Origin of the sequence: Streptomyces flavalbus, from assembly GCF_042674625.1 — a bacterium.
GTDB classification, from domain to species: Bacteria; Actinomycetota; Actinomycetes; order Streptomycetales; family Streptomycetaceae; genus Streptomyces; species Streptomyces flavalbus.
This window is the reverse complement of the sequence record NZ_JBHTEB010000001.1, coordinates 5,458,635-5,482,587: the sequence shown is the minus strand read 5'-3', so window position 1 is coordinate 5,482,587 and position 23,953 is coordinate 5,458,635. Positions and strand designations below refer to the sequence as shown.

Annotated in this window: 18 protein-coding genes; 12 read left to right on the top strand and 6 right to left on the bottom strand. The window is 71.0% G+C overall.

The window, feature by feature from the left end; all coding sequences use genetic code 11:
- The first annotated feature begins 10 nt into the window (after positions 1 to 10).
- Both glgB and ACFQZ6_RS24765 read left to right on the top strand, forming a co-directional pair.
- Positions 11 to 2,590, top strand: a complete 2,580-nt coding sequence (glgB, locus tag ACFQZ6_RS24770; RefSeq protein WP_381612629.1) for a 1,4-alpha-glucan branching enzyme — start codon at positions 11 to 13, stop codon at positions 2,588 to 2,590.
- Between the two features lie 173 nt (positions 2,591 to 2,763).
- A complete protein-coding gene (locus ACFQZ6_RS24765) occupies positions 2,764 to 3,759 on the top strand; it encodes a hypothetical protein (protein ID WP_381612626.1) in 996 nt (331 codons plus the stop codon).
- Positions 3,760 to 3,797: 38 nt separating this feature from the next.
- On the opposite strand, the gene ACFQZ6_RS24760 is transcribed toward ACFQZ6_RS24765, so the two are convergent.
- From ACFQZ6_RS24760 to ACFQZ6_RS24745, 4 genes are all read right to left on the bottom strand, one after another.
- Entirely contained in the window at positions 3,798 to 6,023 is a 2,226-nt protein-coding gene (locus tag ACFQZ6_RS24760; RefSeq protein ID WP_381612623.1) for a HelD family protein, read from the bottom strand.
- Between the two features lie 175 nt (positions 6,024 to 6,198).
- Positions 6,199 to 6,537: a thioredoxin family protein gene (locus ACFQZ6_RS24755; protein ID WP_381612620.1), complete on the bottom strand. Its 339-nt coding sequence runs from the start codon at positions 6,535 to 6,537 to the stop codon at positions 6,199 to 6,201.
- Positions 6,534 to 6,920, bottom strand: coding sequence for a MerR family transcriptional regulator (locus tag ACFQZ6_RS24750; RefSeq protein ID WP_381612617.1), 387 nt, complete (start codon positions 6,918 to 6,920; stop codon positions 6,534 to 6,536). The genes ACFQZ6_RS24755 and ACFQZ6_RS24750 overlap by 4 nt, the downstream gene beginning before the upstream one ends.
- Before the next feature lie 73 nt (positions 6,921 to 6,993).
- Complete coding sequence (locus tag ACFQZ6_RS24745; RefSeq protein ID WP_381618621.1) at positions 6,994 to 8,418, bottom strand: cation:dicarboxylate symporter family transporter; 1,425 nt, start codon at positions 8,416 to 8,418, stop codon at positions 6,994 to 6,996.
- Positions 8,419 to 8,551: 133 nt separating this feature from the next.
- On the opposite strand from ACFQZ6_RS24745, the gene ACFQZ6_RS24740 reads away from it, so the two are divergent.
- Together ACFQZ6_RS24740 and ACFQZ6_RS24735 are read left to right on the top strand one after the other, a co-directional pair.
- Entirely contained in the window at positions 8,552 to 10,411 is a 1,860-nt protein-coding gene (locus ACFQZ6_RS24740) for a sensor histidine kinase (RefSeq protein ID WP_381612614.1), read from the top strand.
- Positions 10,408 to 11,106 (top strand): response regulator, encoded by a 699-nt coding sequence (locus tag ACFQZ6_RS24735; RefSeq protein WP_381612611.1) that lies wholly within the window; start codon positions 10,408 to 10,410, stop codon positions 11,104 to 11,106. Before ACFQZ6_RS24740 ends, ACFQZ6_RS24735 begins: the two co-directional genes overlap by 4 nt.
- A gap of 3 nt (positions 11,107 to 11,109) precedes the next feature.
- Here ACFQZ6_RS24735 and ACFQZ6_RS24730 read toward each other — a convergent pair whose 3' ends face one another.
- The gene (locus ACFQZ6_RS24730; protein WP_381612609.1) at positions 11,110 to 11,664 is read right to left on the bottom strand and encodes a hypothetical protein; all 555 of its coding nucleotides are present in this window, start codon (positions 11,662 to 11,664) and stop codon (positions 11,110 to 11,112) included.
- Positions 11,665 to 11,772: 108 nt separating this feature from the next.
- Between ACFQZ6_RS24730 and ACFQZ6_RS24725 the strand changes: the two genes are divergently transcribed.
- The 5 genes from ACFQZ6_RS24725 (at position 11,773) to ACFQZ6_RS24705 (ending at position 17,791) form a co-directional block, all read left to right on the top strand.
- Positions 11,773 to 13,785 carry a tetratricopeptide repeat protein gene (locus ACFQZ6_RS24725; protein ID WP_381612606.1) on the top strand — a complete coding sequence of 671 codons (2,013 nt, stop codon included), beginning with the start codon at positions 11,773 to 11,775 and terminating at the stop codon, positions 13,783 to 13,785.
- A 69-nt stretch (positions 13,786 to 13,854) separates the two neighbouring features.
- Entirely contained in the window at positions 13,855 to 15,231 is a 1,377-nt protein-coding gene (locus ACFQZ6_RS24720) for an extracellular solute-binding protein (protein ID WP_381612603.1), read from the top strand.
- The gene (locus tag ACFQZ6_RS24715; protein WP_381612600.1) at positions 15,228 to 16,103 is read left to right on the top strand and encodes a carbohydrate ABC transporter permease; all 876 of its coding nucleotides are present in this window, start codon (positions 15,228 to 15,230) and stop codon (positions 16,101 to 16,103) included. Before ACFQZ6_RS24720 ends, ACFQZ6_RS24715 begins: the two co-directional genes overlap by 4 nt.
- 5 nt (positions 16,104 to 16,108) lie before the next feature.
- Positions 16,109 to 16,951 carry a carbohydrate ABC transporter permease gene (locus tag ACFQZ6_RS24710; protein ID WP_381612597.1) on the top strand — a complete coding sequence of 281 codons (843 nt, stop codon included), beginning with the start codon at positions 16,109 to 16,111 and terminating at the stop codon, positions 16,949 to 16,951.
- A 135-nt stretch (positions 16,952 to 17,086) separates the two neighbouring features.
- Positions 17,087 to 17,791 (top strand): helix-turn-helix domain-containing protein, encoded by a 705-nt coding sequence (locus ACFQZ6_RS24705; RefSeq protein WP_381612594.1) that lies wholly within the window; start codon positions 17,087 to 17,089, stop codon positions 17,789 to 17,791.
- A gap of 20 nt (positions 17,792 to 17,811) precedes the next feature.
- Here ACFQZ6_RS24705 and ACFQZ6_RS24700 read toward each other — a convergent pair whose 3' ends face one another.
- Positions 17,812 to 18,837: an ATP-dependent 6-phosphofructokinase gene (locus ACFQZ6_RS24700; RefSeq protein ID WP_381612592.1), complete on the bottom strand. Its 1,026-nt coding sequence runs from the start codon at positions 18,835 to 18,837 to the stop codon at positions 17,812 to 17,814.
- Between the two features lie 272 nt (positions 18,838 to 19,109).
- Between ACFQZ6_RS24700 and pta the strand changes: the two genes are divergently transcribed.
- The 3 genes from pta (at position 19,110) to pyk (ending at position 23,933) form a co-directional block, all read left to right on the top strand.
- Positions 19,110 to 21,203, top strand: a complete 2,094-nt coding sequence (gene pta, locus ACFQZ6_RS24695) for a phosphate acetyltransferase (protein WP_381612589.1) — start codon at positions 19,110 to 19,112, stop codon at positions 21,201 to 21,203.
- Complete coding sequence (locus ACFQZ6_RS24690; protein WP_381612586.1) at positions 21,200 to 22,420, top strand: acetate kinase; 1,221 nt, start codon at positions 21,200 to 21,202, stop codon at positions 22,418 to 22,420. Before pta ends, ACFQZ6_RS24690 begins: the two co-directional genes overlap by 4 nt.
- Before the next feature lie 82 nt (positions 22,421 to 22,502).
- Positions 22,503 to 23,933: a pyruvate kinase gene (gene pyk, locus ACFQZ6_RS24685; protein ID WP_381612583.1), complete on the top strand. Its 1,431-nt coding sequence runs from the start codon at positions 22,503 to 22,505 to the stop codon at positions 23,931 to 23,933.
- Positions 23,934 to 23,953: the final 20 nt, after the last annotated feature.

The following is a 23,953-nucleotide window of genomic DNA, read 5'->3' as shown; positions in this document are numbered from 1 at the left end:
GGCTCCGTCCGTGACCCCCCGCCCCCCGTCCAGCGGTTCGAGCCCGAACTCCCCGGCCGACGAGAAGGCCGTACAGCCACCCGCCGAGAAGCCGAAGGTGCCCGCGCAGGCGTCCGCGAAGAAGGCCACCGCGAAGAAGGCGGCGACCAAGAAGGCGACGGCGAAGAAGGCGACCGCGGCCGCCAAGAAGACCACCGCGAAGACCGCCGCGAAGAAGACCGCGACGGCCAAGAAGGCGACGCCCGCCAAGAAGGCCACGCCGAAGGCGGCGGCGAAGAAGGCACCGGCACCCGCGAAGAAGGCACCCGCGTCAGCGAAGAAGGCACCGGCCGCGCGGAAGGCGCCCACGAAGAAGGTGCCCAAGCCCTCACCGACCGCCGCCCCCGCCGCCCCCGCCTCCCCCGTCTCCCCCGCCCTAGCCTCCTCCGACCGCGACCGCCTCCTCACCGGCACGCACCACGACCCGCACGCCGTGCTCGGCGCGCACCCGGTGGCCGACGGGGTGGTGTTCCGGGCGTTCCGCCCGTACGCGCTGTCGGTGACGGTCGTCGCCGGGGAGCTGCGGGCGGAGCTGAACGACGACGGCGATGGCTTCTTCTCCGGGCTGCTGCCCCTACGGGAGGTCCCGGAGTACCGCCTGCTGGTGGCGTACGAGGGGACGGTCCAGGAGACGGAGGACGCGTACCGCTTCCTGCCCGCGATCGGTGAGCTGGACCTGTACCTGATCGGTGAGGGGCGCCACGAGGAGCTGTGGCGGGCGCTGGGCGCGGAGCCGATGACGCACCAGGGCGTGACGGGCACCCGGTTCACGGTGTGGGCGCCGAACGCGCGGGGCGTGCGGCTGGCGGGCACCTTCAACTTCTGGGACGGCACGGGCTTCCCGATGCGCTCGCTCGGCTCCTCCGGGGTGTGGGAGCTGTTCGTGCCCGCGATCGGTGAGGGCGAGCTGTACAAGTTCGAGATCACCCGCCCGGACGGCACGAAGACGCTGCGCGCGGACCCGATGGCGCGCCGTACGGAGGTCCCGCCCGCCACGTCGTCGATCGTGTGCGCGGCGCACCACGAGTGGCGGGACGAGGAGTGGATGGCGGCGCGCGCCGCCCGCCCCGCGCACGAGGCGCCGTTCTCGGTGTACGAGGTGCACCTGCCGTCGTGGCGGCCCGGCCTGACGTACCGCCAACTGGCGGAGCAGCTCCCGGCGTACGTCAAGGACCTGGGCTTCACGCACGTGGAGCTGATGCCGGTGGCGGAGCACCCGTTCGGCGGCTCGTGGGGCTACCAGGTCACCGGCTTCTACGCGCCGACGGCCCGCCTGGGCACGCCCGACGACTTCCGGTACCTGGTGGACGCGCTGCACCGGGCGGGCGTCGGGGTGCTGATGGACTGGGTGCCCGCGCACTTCCCGCGCGACGACTGGGCGCTGGCGGAGTTCGACGGGCGACCGCTGTACGAGCACGAGGACCCGCTGCGGGCCGCGCACCCCGACTGGGGGACGCTGGAGTTCGACTTCGGCCGCCGCGAGGTGCGCAACTTCCTGGTCGCGAACGCCGTGTACTGGTGCGAGGAGTTCCACATCGACGGCCTGCGCGTCGACGCCGTCGCCTCGATGCTGTACCTGGACTACTCACGCGAGCCGGGCCAGTGGGTGCCGAACGAGCACGGCGGCCGGGAGAACCTGGACGCGGTGGCGTTCCTCCAGGAGATGAACGCGACGGTGTACCGCAGGGCGCCCGGCGTGGTGACGATCGCGGAGGAGTCGACGGCCTGGGACGGCGTCACGCGCGCCACCCACCACAAGGGCCCGAGCGGCTTCGGCGGCCTGGGCTTCGGGCTGAAGTGGAACATGGGCTGGATGCACGACTCGCTGCAGTACATGGCCCACGAGCCGGTGCACCGCAGGTACCACCACCACGAGATGACGTTCTCGATGGTGTACGCGTACAGCGAGAACTACGTCCTGCCGATCTCCCACGACGAGGTGGTCCACGGCAAGCGCTCCCTGGTGTCGAAGATGCCGGGCGACTGGTGGCAGCAGCGCGCCAACCACCGTGCCTACCTGGGCTTCATGTGGTCCCACCCGGGCAAGCAGCTCCTCTTCATGGGGCAGGAGTTCGCGCAGGGCGCCGAGTGGTCGGAGGCGCACGGCCCGGACTGGTGGCTCCTGGACCCGGCGTACGGCGCCGAAGCGGACCACCGCGGCGTCCGCGACCTGGTGCGCGACCTGAACACCGCCTACCGCGCGACCCCGGCCCTCTGGCAGCGCGACACCCACCCGGAGGGCTTCCAGTGGGTGGTCGGCGACGCCGCGGACGACAACGTCCTCGCCTTCCTCCGCTACGACGAGGAGGGCAACCCCCTGCTGGCCGTCTCCCACTTCTCCCCGGTCGTCCGCGAGGACTACCGCCTCGGCGTCCCGGACGACGTCCCCGCCTGGCACGAGGTCCTGAACACCGACGCGGCCCGGTACGGGGGCAGCGGCGTCACGCACCCCGACCCGGTCAAGCCCGAGCCGGTGCCGTGGCACGGACGGGCGGCGAGCGTCCGCCTGACACTGCCCCCACTGGCGACAGTGTGGCTGAGGCCCGTGTAATGGTGCCCATTCCGTCGGCGGACGACGCCATTCCGGGGCAACACACATCACCGGAATGACTCGGAAGTGACACGAACGAAAATGTTCTATCACCGGAGGTTTGTGCGACCAAAAAGCCGAGCGGTGCGCCATACGCTGCGTGACTCAAAGGACAGAACTTTGGAGCGCAGATCATGCCTGACGCGTTTGATTGTGTAGCAGCACACGTTCGGTCCGCTTGCAAGAATGAACTGATCTGCGTTCATGTGGACAATGCACAGCAGTGTGAGGTCAAGCGGCACCCTTCTTATGAGGAGTTTCGCCATAAGGCCGTAGCTTCACGAGCATCGCGCGCGACCAAGTCCCGCCTATGGGACTCCATGGTGGCCATGGGGCGACTGTCAGACATGCGTGGCGATGACAAGTGGCGAATGATTCTTCTGGACTGTCTTACTCCGTTCCTGCGTAAGCGTTCAGAAATGATCTCCCGCACCTTCTATGCCGACCTGCACGACATCCGTAGCGAAATGATCACAACCGCGATGGACACCTGGAAGCAAACGGCAACGGGAGTGGCGCCAAGGGAAGTTCCCACTCTCATGGTTAAGGCGTCGGTCACTGCGGCCTACCGGAGCGCGAAGATTCACAGCAGCGAGTACGAGTTCGAGAATCTGGACGAATTACACGTGCCGGAAGACACCACAAGGACATTCGCTGTCACGAGGTCGGCCATCATTCATAACGCCGACCTCCGGGATCCCGCTATCGCTGAGCAAGTCCGAGGCGAGGCTCACGGAGCCAGACTTCAGAAGTTCGTACCACAGGAAGTCTTAACGGCGTTTCATGAAGAGGTCCGGGCCGGTACTCGCTCTCGTTCGGCGAGCATCCTCACCACGCCAACCATGCTCGCACGAACTTTCGTTACAGGCGGAGACCACTACTATCATGTCTCCGACTTCTACCCTGCATTCATTGGTCTGCCAGTGGCCGCAGAAGCCCTCGATATACCTCCGTCTTCGGCATATCGAATGGTGCGAGCGGGCTCGTTCCCCTGCCCAACGACATACATGGGCCGCAAGCTGCAAGTGCACACGAGGGCGCTGATGCATCACATGGGCGTTCCGGACATCATCGTGCACCCCGACGACGTGGAGAATGGGGCAGCTCATGCCCGTGGCGGTTCTGTCTGACCGCTGACATCAGCGGTCAGACAGAACCTCATCGCGCGTCAACCGTTCACGAGCCCCGGCGGCAGCGTGCCCGTGTGCAGGACGCCGAGCCGTTGCGTGGCGCGGGTGAGGGCGACGTACAGGTCGCTGGTGCCGTAGCGCGACGGTTCGACGACCAGCACCGAGTCGAACTCCAGGCCCTTCGCCTGGCGGGGGTCCAGGAGGACGACGGTGTGGGTGAGGTCGGGTTCGGTGTCGGCGGTGACGCCGTCCAGGCGGGCGGCGAGGGCGCGGTGGAGGTCGCGGGGGGCGATGATCGCCAGGCGGCCCTCCGCCGGGGTGAGTTCCGCCGTCGCCTTGGCGACCGCGCCCGGCAGGTCGTCGGTGGCGCGGACCCAGGGGTGTACGCCGGTGGAGCGTACGGAGCTGGGGGGTTCGAAGTCGGGCTGCTCCGCGCGGACCACCGCCGCCGCGAGGTCCATGATCTCGGCGGGCGTGCGGTAGTTGACGCCCAGGCGGGTGTGCTCCCAGCGGTCCTCGACGTAGGGGGCGAGGATGTCCGACCAGGAGCCGACCCCGGCCGCCTCCGCCGTCTGGGCCGGGTCGCCCACCAGGGTCATCGAGCGGGTCGGGCTGCGGCGCATCAGCAGCCGCCAGGCCATCGGGGAGAGTTCCTGCGCCTCGTCGACGATGATGTGGCCGAACGCCCAGGTGCGGTCGGCGGCGGCGCGCTCGGCGGCGCTGCGGTGGTCGTCCTCCTCCTGGCGTTCCGCGAACCGCTCCGCGTCGATGATGTCGTGCGCGGACAGCACCTCCGACGCCTCCGGGTCGTCCTCCTCCTTGTCGTCGAACTCGTAGGTGCGGGAGGCGTAGGAGACGTCGAGGACGCCCTGCGCGTAGGCGACCTGCGTCTCCCACTCGCGGGCCGCGCGGGCACGGGCCCTGCGGTCGTCCTCGCCCAGCAGCTCGGCCGCCTCGTCCAGCAGCGGTACGTCAGCAACCGTCCAGCGGCGGGTCACGGGGCGGCGGATCGCCGCGGCGGCGGCCTCGTCGACGTAGCCCTCCGGGGCGGCCAGGAAGTCCGCGACCAGGCGCTGCGGGGTCAGCACCGGCCACAGTTGGTCCACGGCCGACCAGACCTCCGGGTTCTCCGCGAGTTCGTCGCGGATCTGGGTGAGGTCGGCGGCGTCCAGGAGGCTGGAGCCGTCGTAGGGGTCGGTGCCGACGCGTTCGGCGTACAGCTCGGTGAGGGTGTTGAGGATGTGACCCTCGAAGTGCTCGCGGGCGGCGTTGTGCGGGAGCTTGGTGGCGCGGGTGCGTTCCCGGGCGACACGGACCAGGCCGTCGTCGAGCATCAGGACCTCGCGGTCGTGCTCGATCGCGATCACCGGGTCGGGCAGCGCCTGCCGGTCGCGTACGACGGCGGCGAGCACGTCGGCCATCTCCGCGCCGCCCTTCACCGCGGCGGCCTCGGGCGTGTCCGTCGCCGTCGCCCGCACCCCGGGGAAGAGTTCACCGACCGTCGCCAGGAGCACGCCGGTCTCGCCGAGGGAGGGCAGCACCTCACCGATGTAGCCGAGGAACGCCGGGTTGGGGCCGACGATCAGGACGGCGCGCTTGGCGAGGAGTTCGCGGTGCTCGTAGAGCAGGTAGGCGGCGCGGTGCAGCGCGACGGCCGTCTTGCCGGTGCCGGGGCCGCCCTCGACGACCAGGACGCCCTGGTGCGGGGCGCGGATGATCTCGTCCTGCTCGGCCTGGATGGTCTGCACGATGTCGCTCATCCGGCCGGTGCGCGCGGAGTTCAGCGCGGCCAGCAGGACGGCGTCCCCGGTCGGGTCCTCGTGGCCGGTGCGGGTGGCGTCGCCGAGGTCGAGGATCTCGTCGTGCAGGGCGGTGACCCGGTGGCCGTCGGTGGAGATGTGACGGCGTCGGCGCAGGCCCATCGGGGTGTGGCCGGTGGCGAGGTAGAAGGGGCGGGCCACCTCCGCGCGCCAGTCGATCAGGATCGGCGTGCGGTCGGCGTCGTCGGCGCGCAGCCCGATGCGGCCGATGTGGTGGTCCGTTCCGGAGGTGAGGTCGATCCGGCCGAAGCAGAGGGAGCCGTCGACCGCGTTGAGCGCGGCGAGCAGCATGGAGCGCTCGGCGACGCGGATGTCCCGCTCCAGCCGGGACTGCATGGGCTTGTCCCCCTGCGCCAGCGCCTCGGTGACCGCGCTCTCGGCCTCGCCGCGCAGCACGTCCACGCGCGCGTACAGCCCGTCGATGAATTCCTGCTCCGTGCGCATTTCATCGTCGCGAAATTCGGGGTTTGACTCGACGTTTGACAATTCCGCTCCCGGCCGGATATACTCTGCATTACTCAGGCTGTGTCGCGACGAGAATTCCCAGGTCGCGAACTGCTGAATATACGCAGAGAAATCCCCCGGGCGCAATTGCCCGGGGGATTTCTTCATGTACCGCCTACGGTCGCAGCGCCTCCGCCAGTTCCTCCAGCAGCCTGCGCTTCGGTCGCGCCCCGACCATCGAGCGCACCGGCTCACCGCCCTGGAAGACCATGAACGTCGGCATCGACAGCACCTTGTAGGCGTTGGTCGTCTCCGGATTGTGGTCCACGTCCAGTTGCACCACCTTCAGCCGCCCCGCCTCCTCCGCGGCCAGCGCGCTGAGCACCGGCGCCATCTGGCGGCACGGCGGGCACCAGTCCGCGGTGAACTCCACCAGGACCGGGAGGTCCGCGCCGATCACCTCCGCCTCGAAATCCGCGTCCGTCACCTCGGCCACACCCGTCGCCTTGCTCACGGTTCCCGCCCTCCCAGTTCGCACAACGGTGACACGTCCTCGGCCATGGCCAGCCGCAGCCCGATCTTCGCCCGCACGGCCCGCAGCTCGTCGATCAGCCCGTCCAGTTCGGCCAGCTTGCGCCGGTAGACCGCGAGCGAGGCGGGGCACAGGTCGCCCTCGGGGTGACCGGCCCGCAGACACTCCACGAAGGGCCGGGTCTCCTCCAGGTCGAACCCGAAGTCCTGGAGCGTGCGGATCTGCCGCAGCAGCTTCAGGTCGTGCTCGTCGTAGGTCCGGTGGCCCTTGCCGTCGCGCCGCGCGGGCAGCAGGCCACGGGACTCGTAGTACCGCAGCGTCCGCGTGGTGGTCCCGGCCCGGGCGGCCAGTTCGCCGATTCGCATACCGACGAACGTACGGCTTGACGCCGACGTCAGGGCAAGACGTCGGCGTCACACCGCTCCCGTGGGGGGAGGCTCAGGTCTTGGCCAGCTCCTTCTCGCCAGGCCCCGGCTGTCCGGGCACGTCGGACGCGGGGGCGGCGCCGTGGCCGTCGTCCAGCAGGGTCTGCTCGTCGAACGGGGCGTGACCGGCGAGGACCTGGTCCACCCGGGCCCGGTCGATCTCCTTGGTCCAGGTGCCGATCAGCACCGTGGCGACCGCGTTGCCCGCGAAGTTGGTCAGGGCGCGGGCCTCGCTCATGAACCGGTCGATGCCGACGATGAGGCCGACGCCGTCGACCAGGGCGGGCTTGTGGGACTGGAGGCCACCGGCGAGCGTCGCCAGGCCCGCGCCCGTGACACCGGCCGCGCCCTTGGAGGCGACCAGCAGGAACAGCAGCAGCGGGATCTGCTCACCGACCGACATCGGCGTGCCCATGGCGTCGGCGATGAACAGGGACGCCATGGTCATGTAGATCATGGTGCCGTCGAGGTTGAAGGAGTAGCCGGTCGGCACGGTGATGCCCACGACCGGCTTGCTGACGCCCAGGTGCTCCGTCTTCGCGATCAGCCGCGGCAGCGCCGACTCCGATGACGAGGTGGACAGGATCAGCAGGAACTCGCGGCCCAGGTACTTGAACAGGCTGAAGATGTTCAGGCCGGAGACGATCCGCAGCAGCGCGCCGAGCACCACGAAGACGAACAGCACACACGTGACGTAGAAGCCCAGCATCAGCACGGCGAGGCTCTTGAGGGCGTCCACGCCCGCGGAGCCGGTGACGGCGGCGATGGCGCCGAACGCGCCGACCGGCGCGGCCCACATGATCATCGCGAGGATGCGGAAGACCAGGCGCTGAATGTGCTCGATGCCGCGCAGGATCGGCTGCCCGGCGTTGCCCATGGCCTGCAGCGCGAACCCGGCGAGCAGCGCGAACAGCAGGGTCTGGAGCACCTCGCCCGAGGTGAACGCCGACACGATCGTGGTCGGGATGATGCCGAGCAGGAACTCGGTGGTGTCCTTGGCCTCGGCCTCCACCTGGGCCTGCCCGGTCTCGCGCACCGCGTCGGTGAGGGCCAGGCTGCTGCCGGGCTCCAGGATGTTGCCGACGACCAGGCCGATGCCCAGCGCCACCAGGGACATCACCAGGAAGTACACGAGCGCGATGCCGCCGACCGCGCCGACCTTGGCGGCCTTGCGGACCGATCCGATACCCAGCACGATCGTGCAGAAGATGATCGGCGAGATCATCATCTTGATCAGGTTCACGAACCCGGTGCCGATCGGCTTCAGCTCGACCGCGAAGTCCGGCGCGGCCAGGCCCACGGCGATGCCGAGCGCCACCGCGATGATCACCGCGATGTAGAGGTAATGGGTGCGGTCCCGCTTCGCGCGGGGTGCGGCAGGTGCCGTATCGGGGGTGCTGGCGGTCACGGCTGCCCTCCTTGACGTCTTCGTCGGCATCACCGGCGTGCGGCTCACGTCCGGGGGATGGCTCGGGGAGATGGGGAACGCGGTGACTATGTCGCGCCCTGTGAGGCCGGTCACCCTTCCGTTCATTGAGTTCATGCTCCGGCCACCGTGCACACTGAACGACATGCGCCTTCCCGTCGCCCGGCCCCGCAGCCTCGCAGGTCAGCTCTTCGCCATGCAGGCGGTGCTGATCGCCGTGGTCGTCGCCGGGTGCGCGCTGTTCACCTACGTCAGCGACCGCAGCCAGGCCGAGGAGGCCGCGGGCCGCCAGGCCATGTCCGTCGCCCGCTCCGTCGCCGACTCCCCGTCGGTGCGGGCGGCGATCGCCACCCCGGACCCGACGGCCGTCCTCCAGCCGTACGCCGTGGACGTGATGCGCGACACCGACGTGGACTTCGTCACGATCATGGACCCGGACGGCATCCGCTGGACGCACCCCCGCGAGGAGGAGATAGGGCAGCGGTTCCTCGGGCACACCGCGCCCGCGGTGGCGGGCACGGCGTTCACCGAGACCTACACCGGCACGCTCGGCCCGTCCGTCCGCGCGGTCGTGCCCGTCCTGGACGGCGGGCGGGTCGTCGGGATGGTCAGCGCCGGGATCAAGGTGGAGGCGATCAGCAAGCGGGTGCAGGGCCAGCTCACCGCCCTGATCTGGGTGGCGGCGGGCGCCCTCGCCATCGGCGCGGTCGGCACGTACGTCGTCAACGCCCGGCTGCGGCGCCACACCCACGGCATGAACGCGGCCGAGCTGAGCCGGATGCACGACTACCACCAGGCCACCCTGCACGCCGTCCGCGAGGGGCTGCTGATGCTGGACGGGCAGTACCGGGTGGCGCTGATCAACGACGGCGGCCGGGAGCTGCTCGGCGTCGCCGGGGACGTCGTCGGCCGGTCGGTCGCCGACCTCGGGCTGCCCGCACCGCTGACCGGGGCGCTGCTGGCCTCCGAGTCCCGGGTGGACGAGGTGCACCTCACGGCGGACCGGGTGCTGGTCGTCAACACCTCGCCGGTGTCGGGCGGGGAGCGGCGCGGTACGGTCGTCACCCTGCGGGACGTCACCGAGCTGCAGTCCCTGATGGGCGAGCTGGACTCCGAACGCGGCTTCACCCAGGCGCTGCGCTCCCAGGCCCACGAGGCGGCCAACCGGCTGCACACCGTCGTCTCCCTGATCGAGCTGGGGCGGGCGGCGGAGGCGGTCGAGTTCGCCACCGCCGAGCTGGAGCTGGCGCAGGCGCTGACCGACCAGGTGGTGGCCGCGGTCAGCGAGCCGGTGCTGGCCGCGCTGCTGCTGGGCAAGACGGCGCAGGCCCACGAGCGGGGCGTGGAGCTGGTGGTGTCCGGGGAGAGCTGTCTGGACGACGGGGTGCTCCCGGCCGACCTGCCGCCCCGGGACCTGGTGACGATCCTCGGGAACCTGATCGACAACGCCGTGGACGCGGCACAGGGCAGCGTGGGAGCGAGGGTGACGGTGACGGCGTACGCGGAGGAGCGGGAGCTGGTGCTGCGGGTGACGGACACCGGCGCGGGCGTCGACCCGGCCCACGCCGACCTGGTCTTCCAGCGCGGCTTCACCACCAAGACGGCGGGACAGGGCGGTCGCGGGCTGGGGCTCGCCCTGGTCCGGCAGGCGGTACAGCGACACCAGGGCGTGCTGACGGTGACGGGGGCGGACGGCGGCGGGGCGGAGTTCGAGGCACGGTTGCCGTTGGGGGCTGCGGGAGCCGCAGGAGCTGCGAGGGCTCCGGGATCTGCGGGAGCCGCGGGGGCTCCGGGATCTGCGGGAGCCGCAGGGGCTCCGGGATCTGCGGGGGCCGCGGGATCTGCGAGGGGGGCGGGAGCCGAGGGCGCCGCGCCGACGCGGGCCCAGCCGCAGGCGGCGGGAGCCGCGGCTGCCGACACCGCCTGGGCGACGGGAGCCGAGGGCGCCGTGCCGACGCAGGCCCACAGCGCCCTGCCCCCGCAGGCGGCGGGAGCCGACAGATGACCGCCGACGCCTCCGCACCCATCCGCGTCCTGGTCGTCGAGGACGACCCCGTCGCCGCCGACGCGCACCTGCTGTACGTCGGCCGCGTCCCCGGCTTCGTCGCCGTCGGCAAGGCGCACACCGGCGCGGAGGCGCGGCGGGCGCTGGAGCGGACGCCGGTCGACCTGCTCCTGCTCGACCTGCACCTGCCGGACGTGCACGGGCTCCAGCTCGCCCGGACGCTGCGGGCCGCCGGATACCACGCGGACGTCATCGCGGTGACCTCGGCGCGGGACCTGGCGGTGGTGCGGGAGGGCGTCTCCCTCGGGGTCGTGCAGTACGTGCTGAAGCCGTTCACCTTCGCGACCCTGCGCGACCGCCTGGTGCGGTACGCGCGGTTCCGGGCGGCGGCCGGGGAGGCGAGCGGTCAGGCCGAGGTCGACCGCGCCCTCGCGACCCTGCGCGCCCCGGGCCCGGTGGCCCTGCCGAAGGGGCTGAGCGGACCGACCCTTGAGCGGGTCACGGGCGCGCTGCGCGACCGCCCCGAGGGCCTGACCGCGTCGGCGCTCGCGGAGGACGTCGGCATCTCCCGGATCACCGCCCGCCGCTACCTGGAGCACCTGGTGGACGCGGGCCGCGCGGACCGCAGCCCGCAGTACGGCCAGGTGGGGCGGCCGGAGCTGGTGTACCGGTGGGTCCGGGAGCAGACGCCCTGACCTTCACGCCCGTGGCGGCGCGGGCCTCATGTAGAGCAGGATCTGCGCCGCCAGCCCCGCCACCGTCAACGCCTCCAGCACCGACAGCGCGACCAGCGGCCCCCCGGCGTCGCCGCTCGCCCAGAACACCGTCAGCGCCGCCAGCGGCACCGCGCAGAACGCGGTCAGGTCCACCGCCGCCTGGATCGTCTTGCGCGCCCGGCGCCGGGTGTCCCCGCGGTGGTACGCCTCCCAGCCGAACGTCGGGAACGTGTCGTCCGCCGCGGCCAACCGGGCCAGCCGGGGCCCGAGTTCGTCCCGCACGTAGTGCCCGATCGCGGTGATCTTCTCGTCGTTGACGAGGTAGGTCCACCCGAGGACGACGCACACCGGCGGCAGCGCGAGCAGCATCGCGGCCCGCTCCGCCTGCGCCGCCGCGGCGACGACGGCGGCGACGACCGCGAGGGTGACGTACAGCAGGTTGTCGCGGAAGCCGATACGGGCCTTCTGCTCGTCCTTGACGGTCTGGTACTCGGCGAGGAGCAACTCCCCGACTGTGATGCCGCCTTGGTCAGGCACGTGCGTCGCGTCCCCCTCGTGTCGTTCCCGCCTCACGGCCAACGCACGGTCCACGCTGGCCACTTGGACGTACCTTAGAGGCAGGCGGGCAGGGGGGAGACGGACGGCATGGACAGCGCGGAGTACGGAGACGGCCCGGTGCCGGTGGCCACGGTCGAACTGCCGCCGGTACCGGCCGGGTTCACCGGGCGGGCGGAGGACCTGACGCGGCTGGTCGCGGTACTGGACCCGCAGGCCCCGCCGGTGCCCGTCCGCGTCGTGTCGGGGCTCGGCGGCGTCGGGAAGACCTCGCTGGTGCTGTGCGCCGCGCACCGGGCGGTCGCGGCGGGCTGGTTCCCCGGCGGCACCCTGTTCGTGAACCTGCGCGGCTACGACGACGATCCCGTGACCGCGGACCAGGCGCTGACCGCCCTGCTCGACGGGCTGGGCGTGCGGGGGGCCGAGCTGCCGCCGACGACGTCCGCGCGGTACGCGCTCTACCGGCGGCTGCTGGCCGAGCGGCAGCCGGTGCTGCTGGTCCTGGACAACGTCTCGCATCCGGCCCAGGTCGCCCCCCTCGTCCCGGACAGCGACCGGCACCGGGTGCTGGTCACCTCACGGGACCGGCTGGCCGGCCTGGACGCGGGGCCGCTCGGCCTGGACGTGCTGACGCCCCCCGACGCGGCCGAGGTCATCGACCGGTCGCTGCGCCTGGGCGAGGCCGACGACGACCGGGCCGCCCGGGAGCCGGAGGCCGTGGCGGAGCTGGCCGCGCTGTGCGGCCGTCATCCGCTGGCGCTGCGGATGGCGGTGGGGATGCTGCGCAACGACCGCCACCGCACGGTCGCCTCCCTGGCGGCGGAGTTGCGGCAGGCCGACGACCGGGTGGACGACCTCGGGTTGCGGCCGGTGATCGAGCGGGCGTTCGGGAACCTGTCGCCGGTGCAGGCGTGGGTGCTGCGGCACATATGCCTGGCGCCGACGGCCGAGATGACCGACATGGCGGCGAGCGCGCTGGCGGGGCTCGCGCTGCCGCAGACCGTCGAGGTGCTGGCGGGGCTCGCGTCGTCGCACCTGGTGACGCGCGTGCCGACGGGCGGGGAGACGCGGTGGCGGGTGCACGACCTGGTGCGGGAGTTCGGGGCGCGGGCGGTGGCCGCGGATCCGCGGGCGCGGGAGGAGGGGGAGGCGGCCCGGCGGCGGCTGCTGGAGGGCTACACGATGGCCGCGAACGCCGCCGACGACCGGCTGCGCTGGCTGCCGGGGATGCCGGAGACCCCGCCGTTCCCCACCCGGGCGCTGGCGCTGGCGTGGCTGGACAGCGAGCGGACGCTGCTGGTGGCGGCCGTGCGGTGGGCGGAGGAACCGCAGTTCGCGCGCACGGCGGTACGGCTGGCGTCGTACCTGGCGTCGTACCTGAACTGGCGGCGGTACTTCGACGACTGGATCACCGTCGCGCGGATCGCGCGCGAGGCCGCCCACCGGCTCGGCGACCCGGTGTCCGAGGCCATCGCCTGGACCAACCTGGGCGGTGTCCTCCAGCAGGCGGGCCGGACCGAGGAGGCGATCGACGCCCATGTCCAGGCCCGCGACCTGCACCGGCGCACCGGGAACGTGCAGAACGAGGCGCACACCTGGAACAACCTCGGCCTCTGCTTCCAGCAGGCGGGCCGGGTCACGGAGGCGATCGAGGCCCACTCCAACGCCCGCGACCTGCATGAACGTATCGGCAACCCGCGGTACGTCGCGCTCTCCTGGAACAACCTGGGCCTCGCCCTCCAGGCCGCGGGCCGGACCGACGAGGCGGTCGACGCCCACGTCCGCGCCCGCGAGCTGTACGAGGTCGCCCAGGACCGGCAGGGCGAGGGCACGGCGTGGCACGACCTGGCGCTCGCGCTGCAGAAGGCGGGCCGGACCGCCGAGGCGATCGAGGCGTTCGGCGTGGACGTGGAGATCTGCCGGGAGTTCGAGGACTGGTACGGCCTCGGCCACGCCCTGGCGAACCTGGGCCGCGCCCACCACATCGCCGGTCACCGCGCCGAGTCCCGCGACCACTACCTGCGCTCCGCCGAGGCGTACACGAGGGCGGGCGCCGCCGAGGAGGCCGCCAAGGCCCAATCCGCGGCGGACTCATTGACCTGACCAGGCACGGCTCCTACGTTCACCGGGCAGTTGTCTCTCGGCCACAACGACGTGCGTCCGCTGGAGGTCATGCCCGTGCGCCCCACCGCAACCCCGGCCCTGATCCTCGCCTCCGCCACCCTCGCCGCGACCGCCCTCACCGCCTGCGGCGGCGGCTCCGGCAGCGATCCCGACACCGTGAGGGTCTCCTTCAAACAGTCCACGGACAACAACATCAAGGTGCTGGACACCTTCCTGACGGACGTCAAGAAGGAGTTCGAGGCCAAGTACCCGGACAAGAAGGTCGAGTTCGTCCCCATCAAGGCCCCCGACTCGGAGTACTACACCAAGCTCCAGCAGATGCTCCGCTCCCCCAGGACCGCCCCCGACCTGGTCTACGAGGACACCTTCCTCATCAACTCCGACATCACCAGCGGGTACCTGAAGCCCCTCGACCCGTACCTCGCCGACTGGCCGGACTGGAACCAGTTCGTCGACACGGCGAAGGCGGCGGCCCGCGGCCAGGACGGCAGGACGTACGGCGTCCCGGACGGCACCGACACCCGCGGCCTCTGGTACGACAAGGGCGTCTTCGCCAAGGCCGGACTGCCCGCCGACTGGCAGCCGAAGACCTGGGACGACGTCCTCGACGCGGCCCGCACCATCAAGGAGAAGGTCCCCGGCGTCATCCCGCTCAACGTCTACACCGGCAAACCGGCGGGCGAGGCGGCCACCATGCAGGGCTTCCAGATGCTGCTGTACGGCACCGGCGACGGCACCAGCGACCCGCTCTACGACGAGGCGTCGAAGAAGTGGATCGCGGGCGGCCAGGGCTTCAGGGACGCCCTCGCCTTCGTGGAGACGGTGTACGGGGAGAAGCTCGGCCCCGAGGTCTCCGACGCCCTCGACCCCAACTTCGGCACCCGGGTCCGCGGCGAACTCCTGCCGCGGGGCAAGCTCGGCATCGACCTCGACGGCTCCTGGCTGCCGCAGGACTGGCTGGAGGGCAGCGGCCACGAGTGGCCCGAGTGGTCGGAGAAGCTGGGCCTGGCCGCGATGCCCACCCAGCACGGGCAGGCGCCGGGCAGGGTCAGCATGTCCGGCGGCTGGACCTGGGCGATCCCGGCCAAGGCGGCCAACCCGGACCTCGCCTTCGACTTCGTCAAGACGATGCAGACGAAGGAGAACGCGCAGAAGTGGTACGTCGCCAACTCCGGCATCGCCGTCCGTGAGGACGTCGCGAACGACCCCGCGTACGCCGACGCGCAGCCCGGCATCAGGTTCTTCACCGAGCTGGTGGGGAGCACCCACTACCGGCCCGCGTACCCGGCGTACCCGAAGGTCTCCACGGCCATCCAGGAGGCGATGGAGGGCGTGACGACGGGTGACGTGTCGGTCGAGGACGCGGCGCGCGGCTATGACGAGACCCTCAGGGAGGTCACCGACGGCCAAGTGATCGAAAAGTGAGCGCCCCGTCGACCGCCCGCAGGAGGGCCACCCGGCTCCTCCCCCTCACCCCCGCCGTCGTCCTGCTGCTGCTCTTCCTCGCCGGACCGATCGCGTACTGCGCCTCCATCGCCTTCACCGACCTCCAGCTCACCGGCCAGGCCGAGGAGTCCTACGTCGGCTTCGAGAACTTCCGCACGGCGTTCGGGGACGAGGCGTTCCTGAACGCCGTATGGCTCACCCTCGTCTTCACGGTCGTCTCGGCGCTGATCGGCCAGAACACCCTGGGCCTGGCGCTGGCGGCGCTGATGCGGCGGGCGTCGAAGCCGGTGCGCACGCTGACGGGCGGGATCGTGATCGCGGCGTGGGTGCTCCCGGAGGTGGTGGCGGGCTTCCTGCTCTACGCCTTCTTCCGCCGCGAGGGCACCCTGAACGCGATCCTGGACTGGCTCCACCTCCCCGCCCAGAACTGGCTGTTCACCCTGCCCATCCTCGCGGTGTCGTTCGCCAACGTGTGGCGGGGCACGGCGTTCTCGATGCTGGTCTACTCGGCCGCGCTGAACGAGGTCCCCCAGGAGATCACCGAGGCCGCCGAGGTCGACGGCGCGGGCGGCTGGCGCCGGATGTGGCACATCACGCTCCCGATGATCCGCCGCTCCATCGGCACCAACCTGATGCTGATCACGCTCCAGACGCTGTCCGTCTTCGGCCTGATCTGGGTGATGACCCGCGGCGGCCCCAGCGGCAAGAGCCAGACGCTCCCGCTGTTCATGTACGAGGAGGCGTTCCAGAAGAGCATGATCGGCTACGGCACGGCGGTGGCACTGCTGCTGTTGGTGGTCGGCTCGTTGTTCTCGGCGGTGTACCTCCGCCTGCTGCGGACGGAGGTCTGAACCCGGTGGCACCCCGTACCCTCTCCGCCCGCCGCACCACCCGCCGCCTGGCCGCCGACGCGGGCCTGCTGACCCTGGCCGCCGCGTTCCTGCTCCCGCTGGCGTGGGTCCTCCTGTCCGCCGTGGACCCGAACGCCGACCTCCGGGTGAGGCTCCCGGACGGGCTGACCGTGGACAACTTCTCCGCGGTCCTCACCGACGAGATCACCTTCACCCCCCTCCTCAACAGCCTGCTGCTGTGCGGCGGGGGCACGTTGCTGACGGTGGTGTGCGCGGCGCTGGCGGCGTACCCCCTGTCCCGCTTCCGCTCCCGCCTGAACCGCCCGTTCCTCCTGACGATCCTCTTCGCCACCTGCCTCCCGGTCACGGCGGTGATGGTCCCCGTCTACGCCCTCTACGTACAGGTCAACCTGATCGACACCATGCGCGGCACGATCTTCTTCTTCGCCGCCTCCCAACTCCCGTTCGCCATCTGGCTGATGAAGAACTTCATGGACGGCGTCCCGAGGGAGCTGGAGGAGGCGGCCTGGACGGACGGGGCGTCGTCGCTCCAGTCCCTGCTGCGGATCGTGCTGCCGCTGATGGGGCCGGGGGTGGCGGTGGTGACGGTCTTCTCGTTCGTGATGATGTGGGGCAACTTCTTCGTCCCCTTCATGCTGCTGCTGACCCCGGACCAGATGCCCGCCGCGGTCAGCATCAACGAGTTCTTCGGCAACCGCGGCTCGGTGGTGTACGGCCAGCTCGCGGCGTTCTCGATCATCTACTCGACACCGGTGGTCCTGCTGTACGTCCTGGTGGCCCGGCGGCTGGGCGGGGGGTTCGCGCTGGGCGGGGCGGTGAAGGGATGAGGGATCACGCCGGACCGTCAAGGGGAGACCGGACGGTAACCCTCCGCACCGACCAAAACCGTATCTTCCTACGATCTGTGATTGTGTCCGGACAGACCGTAGCCACCGCCTCCGCGCGCCCCCTAGCTTGTGGCCGTGCGCCAACCCCCCACCGAACCGAACCAGTCCCCGCCCTTCGACGCCCTCGCCGCCCGCAGACTCCGCGCCGGACTCGGCATGGACCCGGAACACGTCGCCCACGGGATGCGGACCTCGTACGGGCTGCCGTACGTCACCCCGGACCTCGTCGTCGCCTGGGAGCGCGGGGCGGCGAGCCCTCACGGAGCCGAACTCACCGCGCTCGCGGGCGTGTTGTGGTGCTCCCCCGGTGACCTCATCGGCCGCCCGCGCACCCTGCGCGAACACCGCATCGCCCGCGCGCTCGCCCCGGAGGACGTGGCGCGGGCGGTGGGCGTGGAGATCCAGACGTACCTGCGGATGGAGGAGCGCGACGCCTGGCGCGGCAACGACCGCCAGTCCGCCGCGCTCGCGGACGTGCTCTCGCTCGCCCTGCCCGACTTCGTCGCCGTCACCGGCCGCGAGCCGAAACTCGCGGAACTGCTGCGCGGCGCGGTCACCACCCGCTGGCAGGGGTACGTACGCCCGGTGAGCAAGACGGTCCCCCTGGACCGGGCACTCCTGGAGGGGGTCCTCCAGGAACTGCACGGCACCTACCAGGGCCAGATGACCGCGACCCTGAGCTGGGGCGGCGGCGACAGGGACACGGGCGAGCGCGGCCGTGACTTCCTGGACCGCGTCGTCGACCACTTCTGGGACGCGGTGTCCCGCTCCGGCGGCTGACCGGCCGCCGGGGAGGGGACCTAGAAGACCGACTCCGCCTCGTCCATGCGGTCCTTCGGGACCGTCTTCAGTTCGGTGACCGCCTCCGCGAGGGGGACCATCTCGATGTCCGTGCCGCGCAGGGAGGTCATCTTGCCGAACTCGCCGCGGTGGGCGGCCTCGACCGCCTGCCAGCCGAAGCGGGTGGCGAGGACGCGGTCGTACGCGGTGGGGGTGCCGCCGCGCTGGACGTGGCCGAGGATGACCGGGCGGGCCTCCTTGCCGAGGCGGCGCTCCAGCTCGTGGGCGAGGGCGGTGCCGATGCCCTGGAAGCGCTCGTGGCCGAACTGGTCGATCTCGCCCTTGCCGTAGTCCATCGTGCCCTCGGCGGGACGCGCGCCCTCGGCGACGCAGATGACGGCGAACTTCTTGCCGCGGGCGAACCGCTCCTCGACCATCGACACCAGGTCGGACGGGTCGAACGGACGCTCGGGCAGGCAGATGCCGTGCGCACCGGCGGCCATGCCGGACTCCAGGGCGATCCACCCCGCGTGACGGCCCATGACCTCGACGACCATCACGCGCTGGTGGGACTCGGCGGTGGTCTTCAGCCGGTCCATCGCCTCGGTGGCGACGCCCACCGCGGTGTCGAAGCCGAAGGTGCGGTCGGTGGAGGAGATGTCGTTGTCGATGGTCTTCGGGACGCCGACCACCGGAAGACCGGCGTCGGAGAGCATCCGGGCCGCGGTCAGGGTGCCCTCGCCGCCGATCGGGATGAGCGCGTCGATGCCGAAGTCACGGGCTATGTCGGGGGCGTTCTCGCAGGCCTCGCGGAGCCGGTCGCGCTCCAGCCGGGAGGAGCCGAGGATGGTGCCGCCGCGGGCGAGGATGCCGCTGACGGCGTTCAGGTCGAGGGTGCGGTAGCGACCGTCCAGGAGACCGCCGTAGCCGTCCTCGAAGCCGATCACCTCGTCGCCGTAGTGCGTGACGGCGCGGTGCACGACCGACCGGATCACTGCGTTCAAGCCTGGGCAGTCGCCGCCTGCGGTGAGGACTCCGATACGCATCGTGCTGTGTCTCCTGCTCGGTGTCGATGCCGGTGAGCCGGTGCCGATTGTTACATGCTCGGAGCCCGGTGCGGCGCAGCACCTGACGCGTGCCTTATCCATCGGCGGGGGTATTGTCAAGGAAATTCTACTCACCTCGGTGGGCGATTCTCGCAACCCTGGATACCGGCAACGCGGCCGAAACACCTCCAGAACACCTCGAATCCACCTCGAATCCACCTCGAAGTCCACCAGGGACGCAACGTCCACCAGAGACGGAACGGAGAGCACGCGTGACGCGCAGCGTGTACGTGACCGGTATCGACCGCGGCGACGGCCGTCAGGTCGTCGAGCTGGGGGTCATGGAACTGCTCACCCGGCAGGTCGACCGGGTGGGCGTCTTCCGGCCGCTGGTCCACGACGGCCCCGACCGGCTCTTCGAGCTACTGCGGGCCCGCTACCGGCTGGCCCAGGACCCGGCGACGGTCTACGGCCTGGACTACCAGGAAGCCTCCGCCCTCCAGGCCGAGCGCGGCACCGACGAGCTGGTGTCGACCCTCGTCGACCGGTTCCACCTGGTCGCGCGGGACTACGACGTCGTCCTCGTCCTCGGCACCGACTACGCCGACACCCAGTTCCCGGACGAGCTGGCGCTGAACGCGCGGCTCGCCAACGAGTTCGGCGCCTCGGTGCTGCCGGTCGTCGGGGGCCGCCGCCAGCCCGCCGCGGCGGTGCGCGCCGAGACCCGCAACGCCTACCGGGCCTACGACGGCCTGGGCTGCGACGTGCTGGCGATGATCGTCAACCGGGTGGCGCGCGAGGACCGCGACGAGATCGCGGAGCGGCTCACCTCCCGGCTGCCGGTGCCCTGCTACGTACTGCCCGACGAGCCCGCGCTCTCCGCGCCGACGGTGTCCCAGATCAGTCAGGCGCTCGGCGCGAAGGTCCTGCTCGGCGACGACTCCGGGCTGGCCCGGGACGCGCTCGGGTTCGTGTTCGGCGGGGCGATGCTGCCCAACTTCCTGGCCGCGCTGACTCCGGGCTCGCTGGTGGTCACCCCGGGCGACCGGGCCGACCTGGTGGTGGGCGCCCTCGCCGCGCACAGCGCGGGCACCCCGCCGATAGCGGGCGTGCTGCTGACGCTGGGTGAGGCGCCCAGCGACGACGTGCTGACGCTGGCCGCCCGCCTCGCGCCCGGCACGCCGGTGCTGTCCGTGCCCGGCAACAGCTTCCCCACCGCCGAACAGTTGTTCTCCCTGGAGGGCAAGCTGAACGCCGCCACCCCGCGCAAGGCGGAGACCGCGCTCGGCCTGTTCGAGCGGTACGTCGACACCGCCGACCTGCTCACCCGGGTGAGCGCGCCGTCCACCGACCGGGTGACGCCGATGATGTTCGAGCACAAGCTGCTGGAGCAGGCCCGCTCCGACCGGCGCCGGGTGGTGCTGCCGGAGGGCACCGAGGAACGGGTGCTGCACGCGGCGGAGGTGCTGCTGCGGCGCGGTGTGTGCGATCTCACGCTCCTCGGCCCGGTCGACGCGATCCGCAAGAAGGCCGCGGACCTCGGCATCGACCTCGCCGACGCCCAGCTCATCGACCCGGCCACCAGCGAGCTGCGGGACGGCTTCGCGGAGAAGTACGCCGCCCTGCGCGCGCACCGCGGGGTGACGGTGGAGCTGGCCTACGACGTGGTCTCCGACGTGAACTACTTCGGCACCCTGATGGTCCAGGAGGGCCTCGCGGACGGCATGGTCTCGGGGTCGGTGCACTCCACGGCCGCGACCATCCGCCCCGCCTTCGAGATCATCAAGACCAAGCCGGACGTCTCCATCGTGTCGTCGGTGTTCTTCATGTGCCTCGCCGACAAGGTGCTGGTGTACGGCGACTGCGCGGTCAACCCCGACCCGAACGCCGAGCAGTTGGCGGACATCGCCATCCAGTCGGCGTCCACGGCCGCCCAGTTCGGGGTGGAGCCGAGGATCGCGATGCTGTCGTACTCGACCGGCACCTCCGGCACCGGCGCCGACGTCGACAAGGTGCGCACGGCGACCGAGCTGGTGCGCTCGCGCCGCCCCGACCTGCGGACCGAGGGCCCGATCCAGTACGACGCCGCGGTGGAGCCGACGGTCGCGGCGACCAAGCTGCCGGGGTCGGAGGTCGCCGGGCAGGCGAGCGTGCTGATCTTCCCGGACCTCAACACCGGCAACAACACCTACAAGGCCGTGCAGCGCTCGGCGGGCGCGATCGCGGTCGGCCCGGTCCTCCAGGGCCTGCGCAAGCCGGTCAACGACCTGTCCCGGGGCGCGCTCGTCCAGGACATCGTCAACACCGTCGCCATCACGGCGATCCAGGCCCAGTCCCCCCTCGTCGAGAAGGCGTCCCAGCAGTGAGTGCAGTCAGTCCCTCCCGCGTCCTCGTTCTCAACTCCGGCTCCTCGTCGGTGAAGTACCAGCTCCTCGACATGAGCGACAACGCCCGGCTGGCCGTCGGCCTCGTCGAGCGGATCGGTGAGGAGACCTCCCGGCTGAAGCACACCCCGCTGCACGGCGGCGGGGAGACCCGGGAGTGGAACGGGCCGATCGCCGACCACGAGGCCGCCCTGAAGGCCGTATCGGCGGAGCTCGCCAAGGACGGCCTCGGCCTCGACTCGCCGGAGCTGGCCGCGATCGGGCACCGGGTGGTGCACGGGGGCCGGCACTTCACCGAGCCGACCGTCATCGACGACGCCGTGCTCGCGGAGATCGAGCGGCTGATCCCGGTCGCCCCGCTGCACAACCCGGCCAACCTCACCGGCATCCGCACCGCGCAGGCGCTGCGGCCCGACCTGCCGCAGGTCGCCGTCTTCGACACCGCCTTCCACACCACCATGCCGGAGTCGGCGGCCCGTTACGCCATCGACGTGAAGACCGCCGACGAGCACCGCATCCGGCGCTACGGCTTCCACGGCACCTCGCACGCGTACGTCTCCCGGGCGACCGCCGAGCTGCTGGGCAAGGACCCGTCCGAGGTGAACGTGATCGTGCTGCACCTGGGCAACGGGGCGTCCGCCTCCGCGGTGCGCGGCGGGCGGTGCGTGGACACCTCCATGGGGCTGACGCCCTTGGAGGGGCTGGTGATGGGTACGCGGTCGGGGGACCTCGATCCCGCCGTCATCTTCCATTTGGCACGCGTTGGCGGAATGTCCACGGACGAGATCGACACTCTGCTCAACAAGAAGAGCGGGCTGATCGGGCTCTGCGGGGACAACGACATGCGGGAGATCCGCCGCCGGGTGGACGAGGGTGACGAACAGGCGCGACTCGCCTTCGACATCTACATTCATCATTTGAAGAAGTACATCGGCGCCTATTACGCGGTGCTCGGCACGGTGGACGCGGTGGCCTTCACGGCGGGGGTCGGGGAGAACGCCGCGCCGGTCCGGCAGGCCGCCGTCGCCGGTCTGGAGCAGCTCGGCCTCGCGGTCGACGAGGAGCTGAACGCCGCACGCGGCGACCGGCCGCGGCTGATCTCGCCGGAGTCCGCGCGGGTGGCGGTCGCGGTGGTGCCGACCGACGAGGAACTGGAGATTGCCACACAGACCTATGCACTGGTCGGAAAGAACAACTGAGAACAACTGAGCACCCACAAACTCACTTGTACCTTCCGCCAGATGGAAAATTCCGCGGCGAAACAAACGATAGGATCGCCCCATGCGCCGTTCGAAAATCGTCTGTACTCTCGGCCCTGCGGTCGACTCCCATGAACAGCTTGTCGCGCTGATCGAGGCGGGCATGAACGTTGCCCGTTTCAACTTCAGCCATGGCTCGCACGCCGAGCACCAGGGCCGGTACGACCGCGTCCGGGCCGCCGCGAAGGAGACCGGCCGCGCCGTCGGCGTCCTCGCCGACCTCCAGGGCCCGAAGATCCGGCTGGAGACCTTCGCCGAGGGGCCGGTCGAGCTGGTCCGCGGTGACGAGTTCACCATCACCGCCGAGGACGTGCCCGGGGACAAGACGATCTGCGGCACCACCTACAAGGGCCTGCCCGGCGACGTCGCCCGCGGCGACCAGATCCTGATCAACGACGGCAACGTCGAGCTGAAGGTCCTGGACGTCGAGGGCCCGCGGGTCAAGACGATCGTGATCGAGGGCGGCGTCGTCTCCGACCACAAGGGCATCAACCTGCCCGGCGCGGCGGTGAACGTCCCGGCGCTCTCCGAGAAGGACGTCGAGGACCTGCGGTTCGCGCTGCGCATGGGCTGCGACATGGTCGCCCTGTCCTTCGTCCGGGACGCCAAGGACGTCACCGACGTGCACCGCGTGATGGACGAGGAGGGCCGCCGGGTCCCGGTCATCGCCAAGGTGGAGAAGCCGCAGGCGGTGGCGAACATGCAGGACGTCGTGATGGCGTTCGACGCCGTCATGGTGGCCCGCGGCGACCTCGCGGTGGAGTACCCGCTGGAGAAGGTCCCGATGGTGCAGAAGCGGCTCATCGAGATGTGCCGCCGCAACGCCAAGCCGGTGATCGTGGCGACCCAGATGATGGAGTCGATGATCACCAACTCCCGGCCGACCCGCGCCGAGGCGTCCGACGTCGCCAACGCCATCCTGGACGGCGCGGACGCGGTCATGCTGTCGGCGGAGTCCTCGGTCGGCGCCTACCCGATCGAGACCGTCAAGACGATGTCGAAGATCGTGCAGGCCGCCGAGCAGGAACTGCTCTCCAAGGGCCTCCAGCCGCTGGTGCCGGGCAAGAAGCCGCGCACGCAGGGCGGTTCGGTGGCGCGCGCCGCCGCCGAGATCGCCGACTTCCTCGGCGGCAAGGGCCTGGTCGCCTTCACCCAGTCCGGTGACACCGCCCGGCGGCTCTCCCGCTACCGGGCCAGCCAGCCGATCCTCGCCTTCACCACCGACGAGGCCACCCGCAACCAGCTCACCCTGAGCTGGGGCGTGGAGCCGCACGTGGTGCCGTTCGTCAACAGCACGGACGAGATGGTCGACCTGGTGGACCAGGAGATCGCCAAGCTCAACCTGTTCGACACGGGCGACACCCTGGTCATCACCGCCGGTTCGCCCCCCGGCGTCCCCGGCACCACCAACATGGTCCGCGTGCACCACCTGGGCGGCGACACCCGCGCCTGAGACCTGGTCACCGACGCGCC

Bases quoted from the DNA above. Each gene is read 5' to 3' on its own strand.
- ACFQZ6_RS24765 (WP_381612626.1), top strand. From the start codon at position 2,764: ATGCCTGACGCGTTTGATTGTGTAGCAGCACACGTTCGGTCCGCTTGC.
- ACFQZ6_RS24760 (WP_381612623.1), bottom strand. From the start codon at position 6,023: ATGCGCACGGAGCAGGAATTCATCGACGGGCTGTACGCGCGCGTGGAC.
- ACFQZ6_RS24750 (WP_381612617.1), bottom strand. From the start codon at position 6,920: ATGCGAATCGGCGAACTGGCCGCCCGGGCCGGGACCACCACGCGGACG.
- ACFQZ6_RS24745 (WP_381618621.1), bottom strand. From the start codon at position 8,418: ATGCCGACGAAGACGTCAAGGAGGGCAGCCGTGACCGCCAGCACCCCC.
- ACFQZ6_RS24740 (WP_381612614.1), top strand. From the start codon at position 8,552: ATGCGCCTTCCCGTCGCCCGGCCCCGCAGCCTCGCAGGTCAGCTCTTC.
- ACFQZ6_RS24735 (WP_381612611.1), top strand. From the start codon at position 10,408: ATGACCGCCGACGCCTCCGCACCCATCCGCGTCCTGGTCGTCGAGGAC.
- ACFQZ6_RS24725 (WP_381612606.1), top strand. From the start codon at position 11,773: ATGGACAGCGCGGAGTACGGAGACGGCCCGGTGCCGGTGGCCACGGTC.
- ACFQZ6_RS24720 (WP_381612603.1), top strand. From the start codon at position 13,855: ATGCCCGTGCGCCCCACCGCAACCCCGGCCCTGATCCTCGCCTCCGCC.
- ACFQZ6_RS24700 (WP_381612592.1), bottom strand. From the start codon at position 18,837: ATGCGTATCGGAGTCCTCACCGCAGGCGGCGACTGCCCAGGCTTGAAC.
- pyk (WP_381612583.1), top strand. From the start codon at position 22,503: ATGCGCCGTTCGAAAATCGTCTGTACTCTCGGCCCTGCGGTCGACTCC.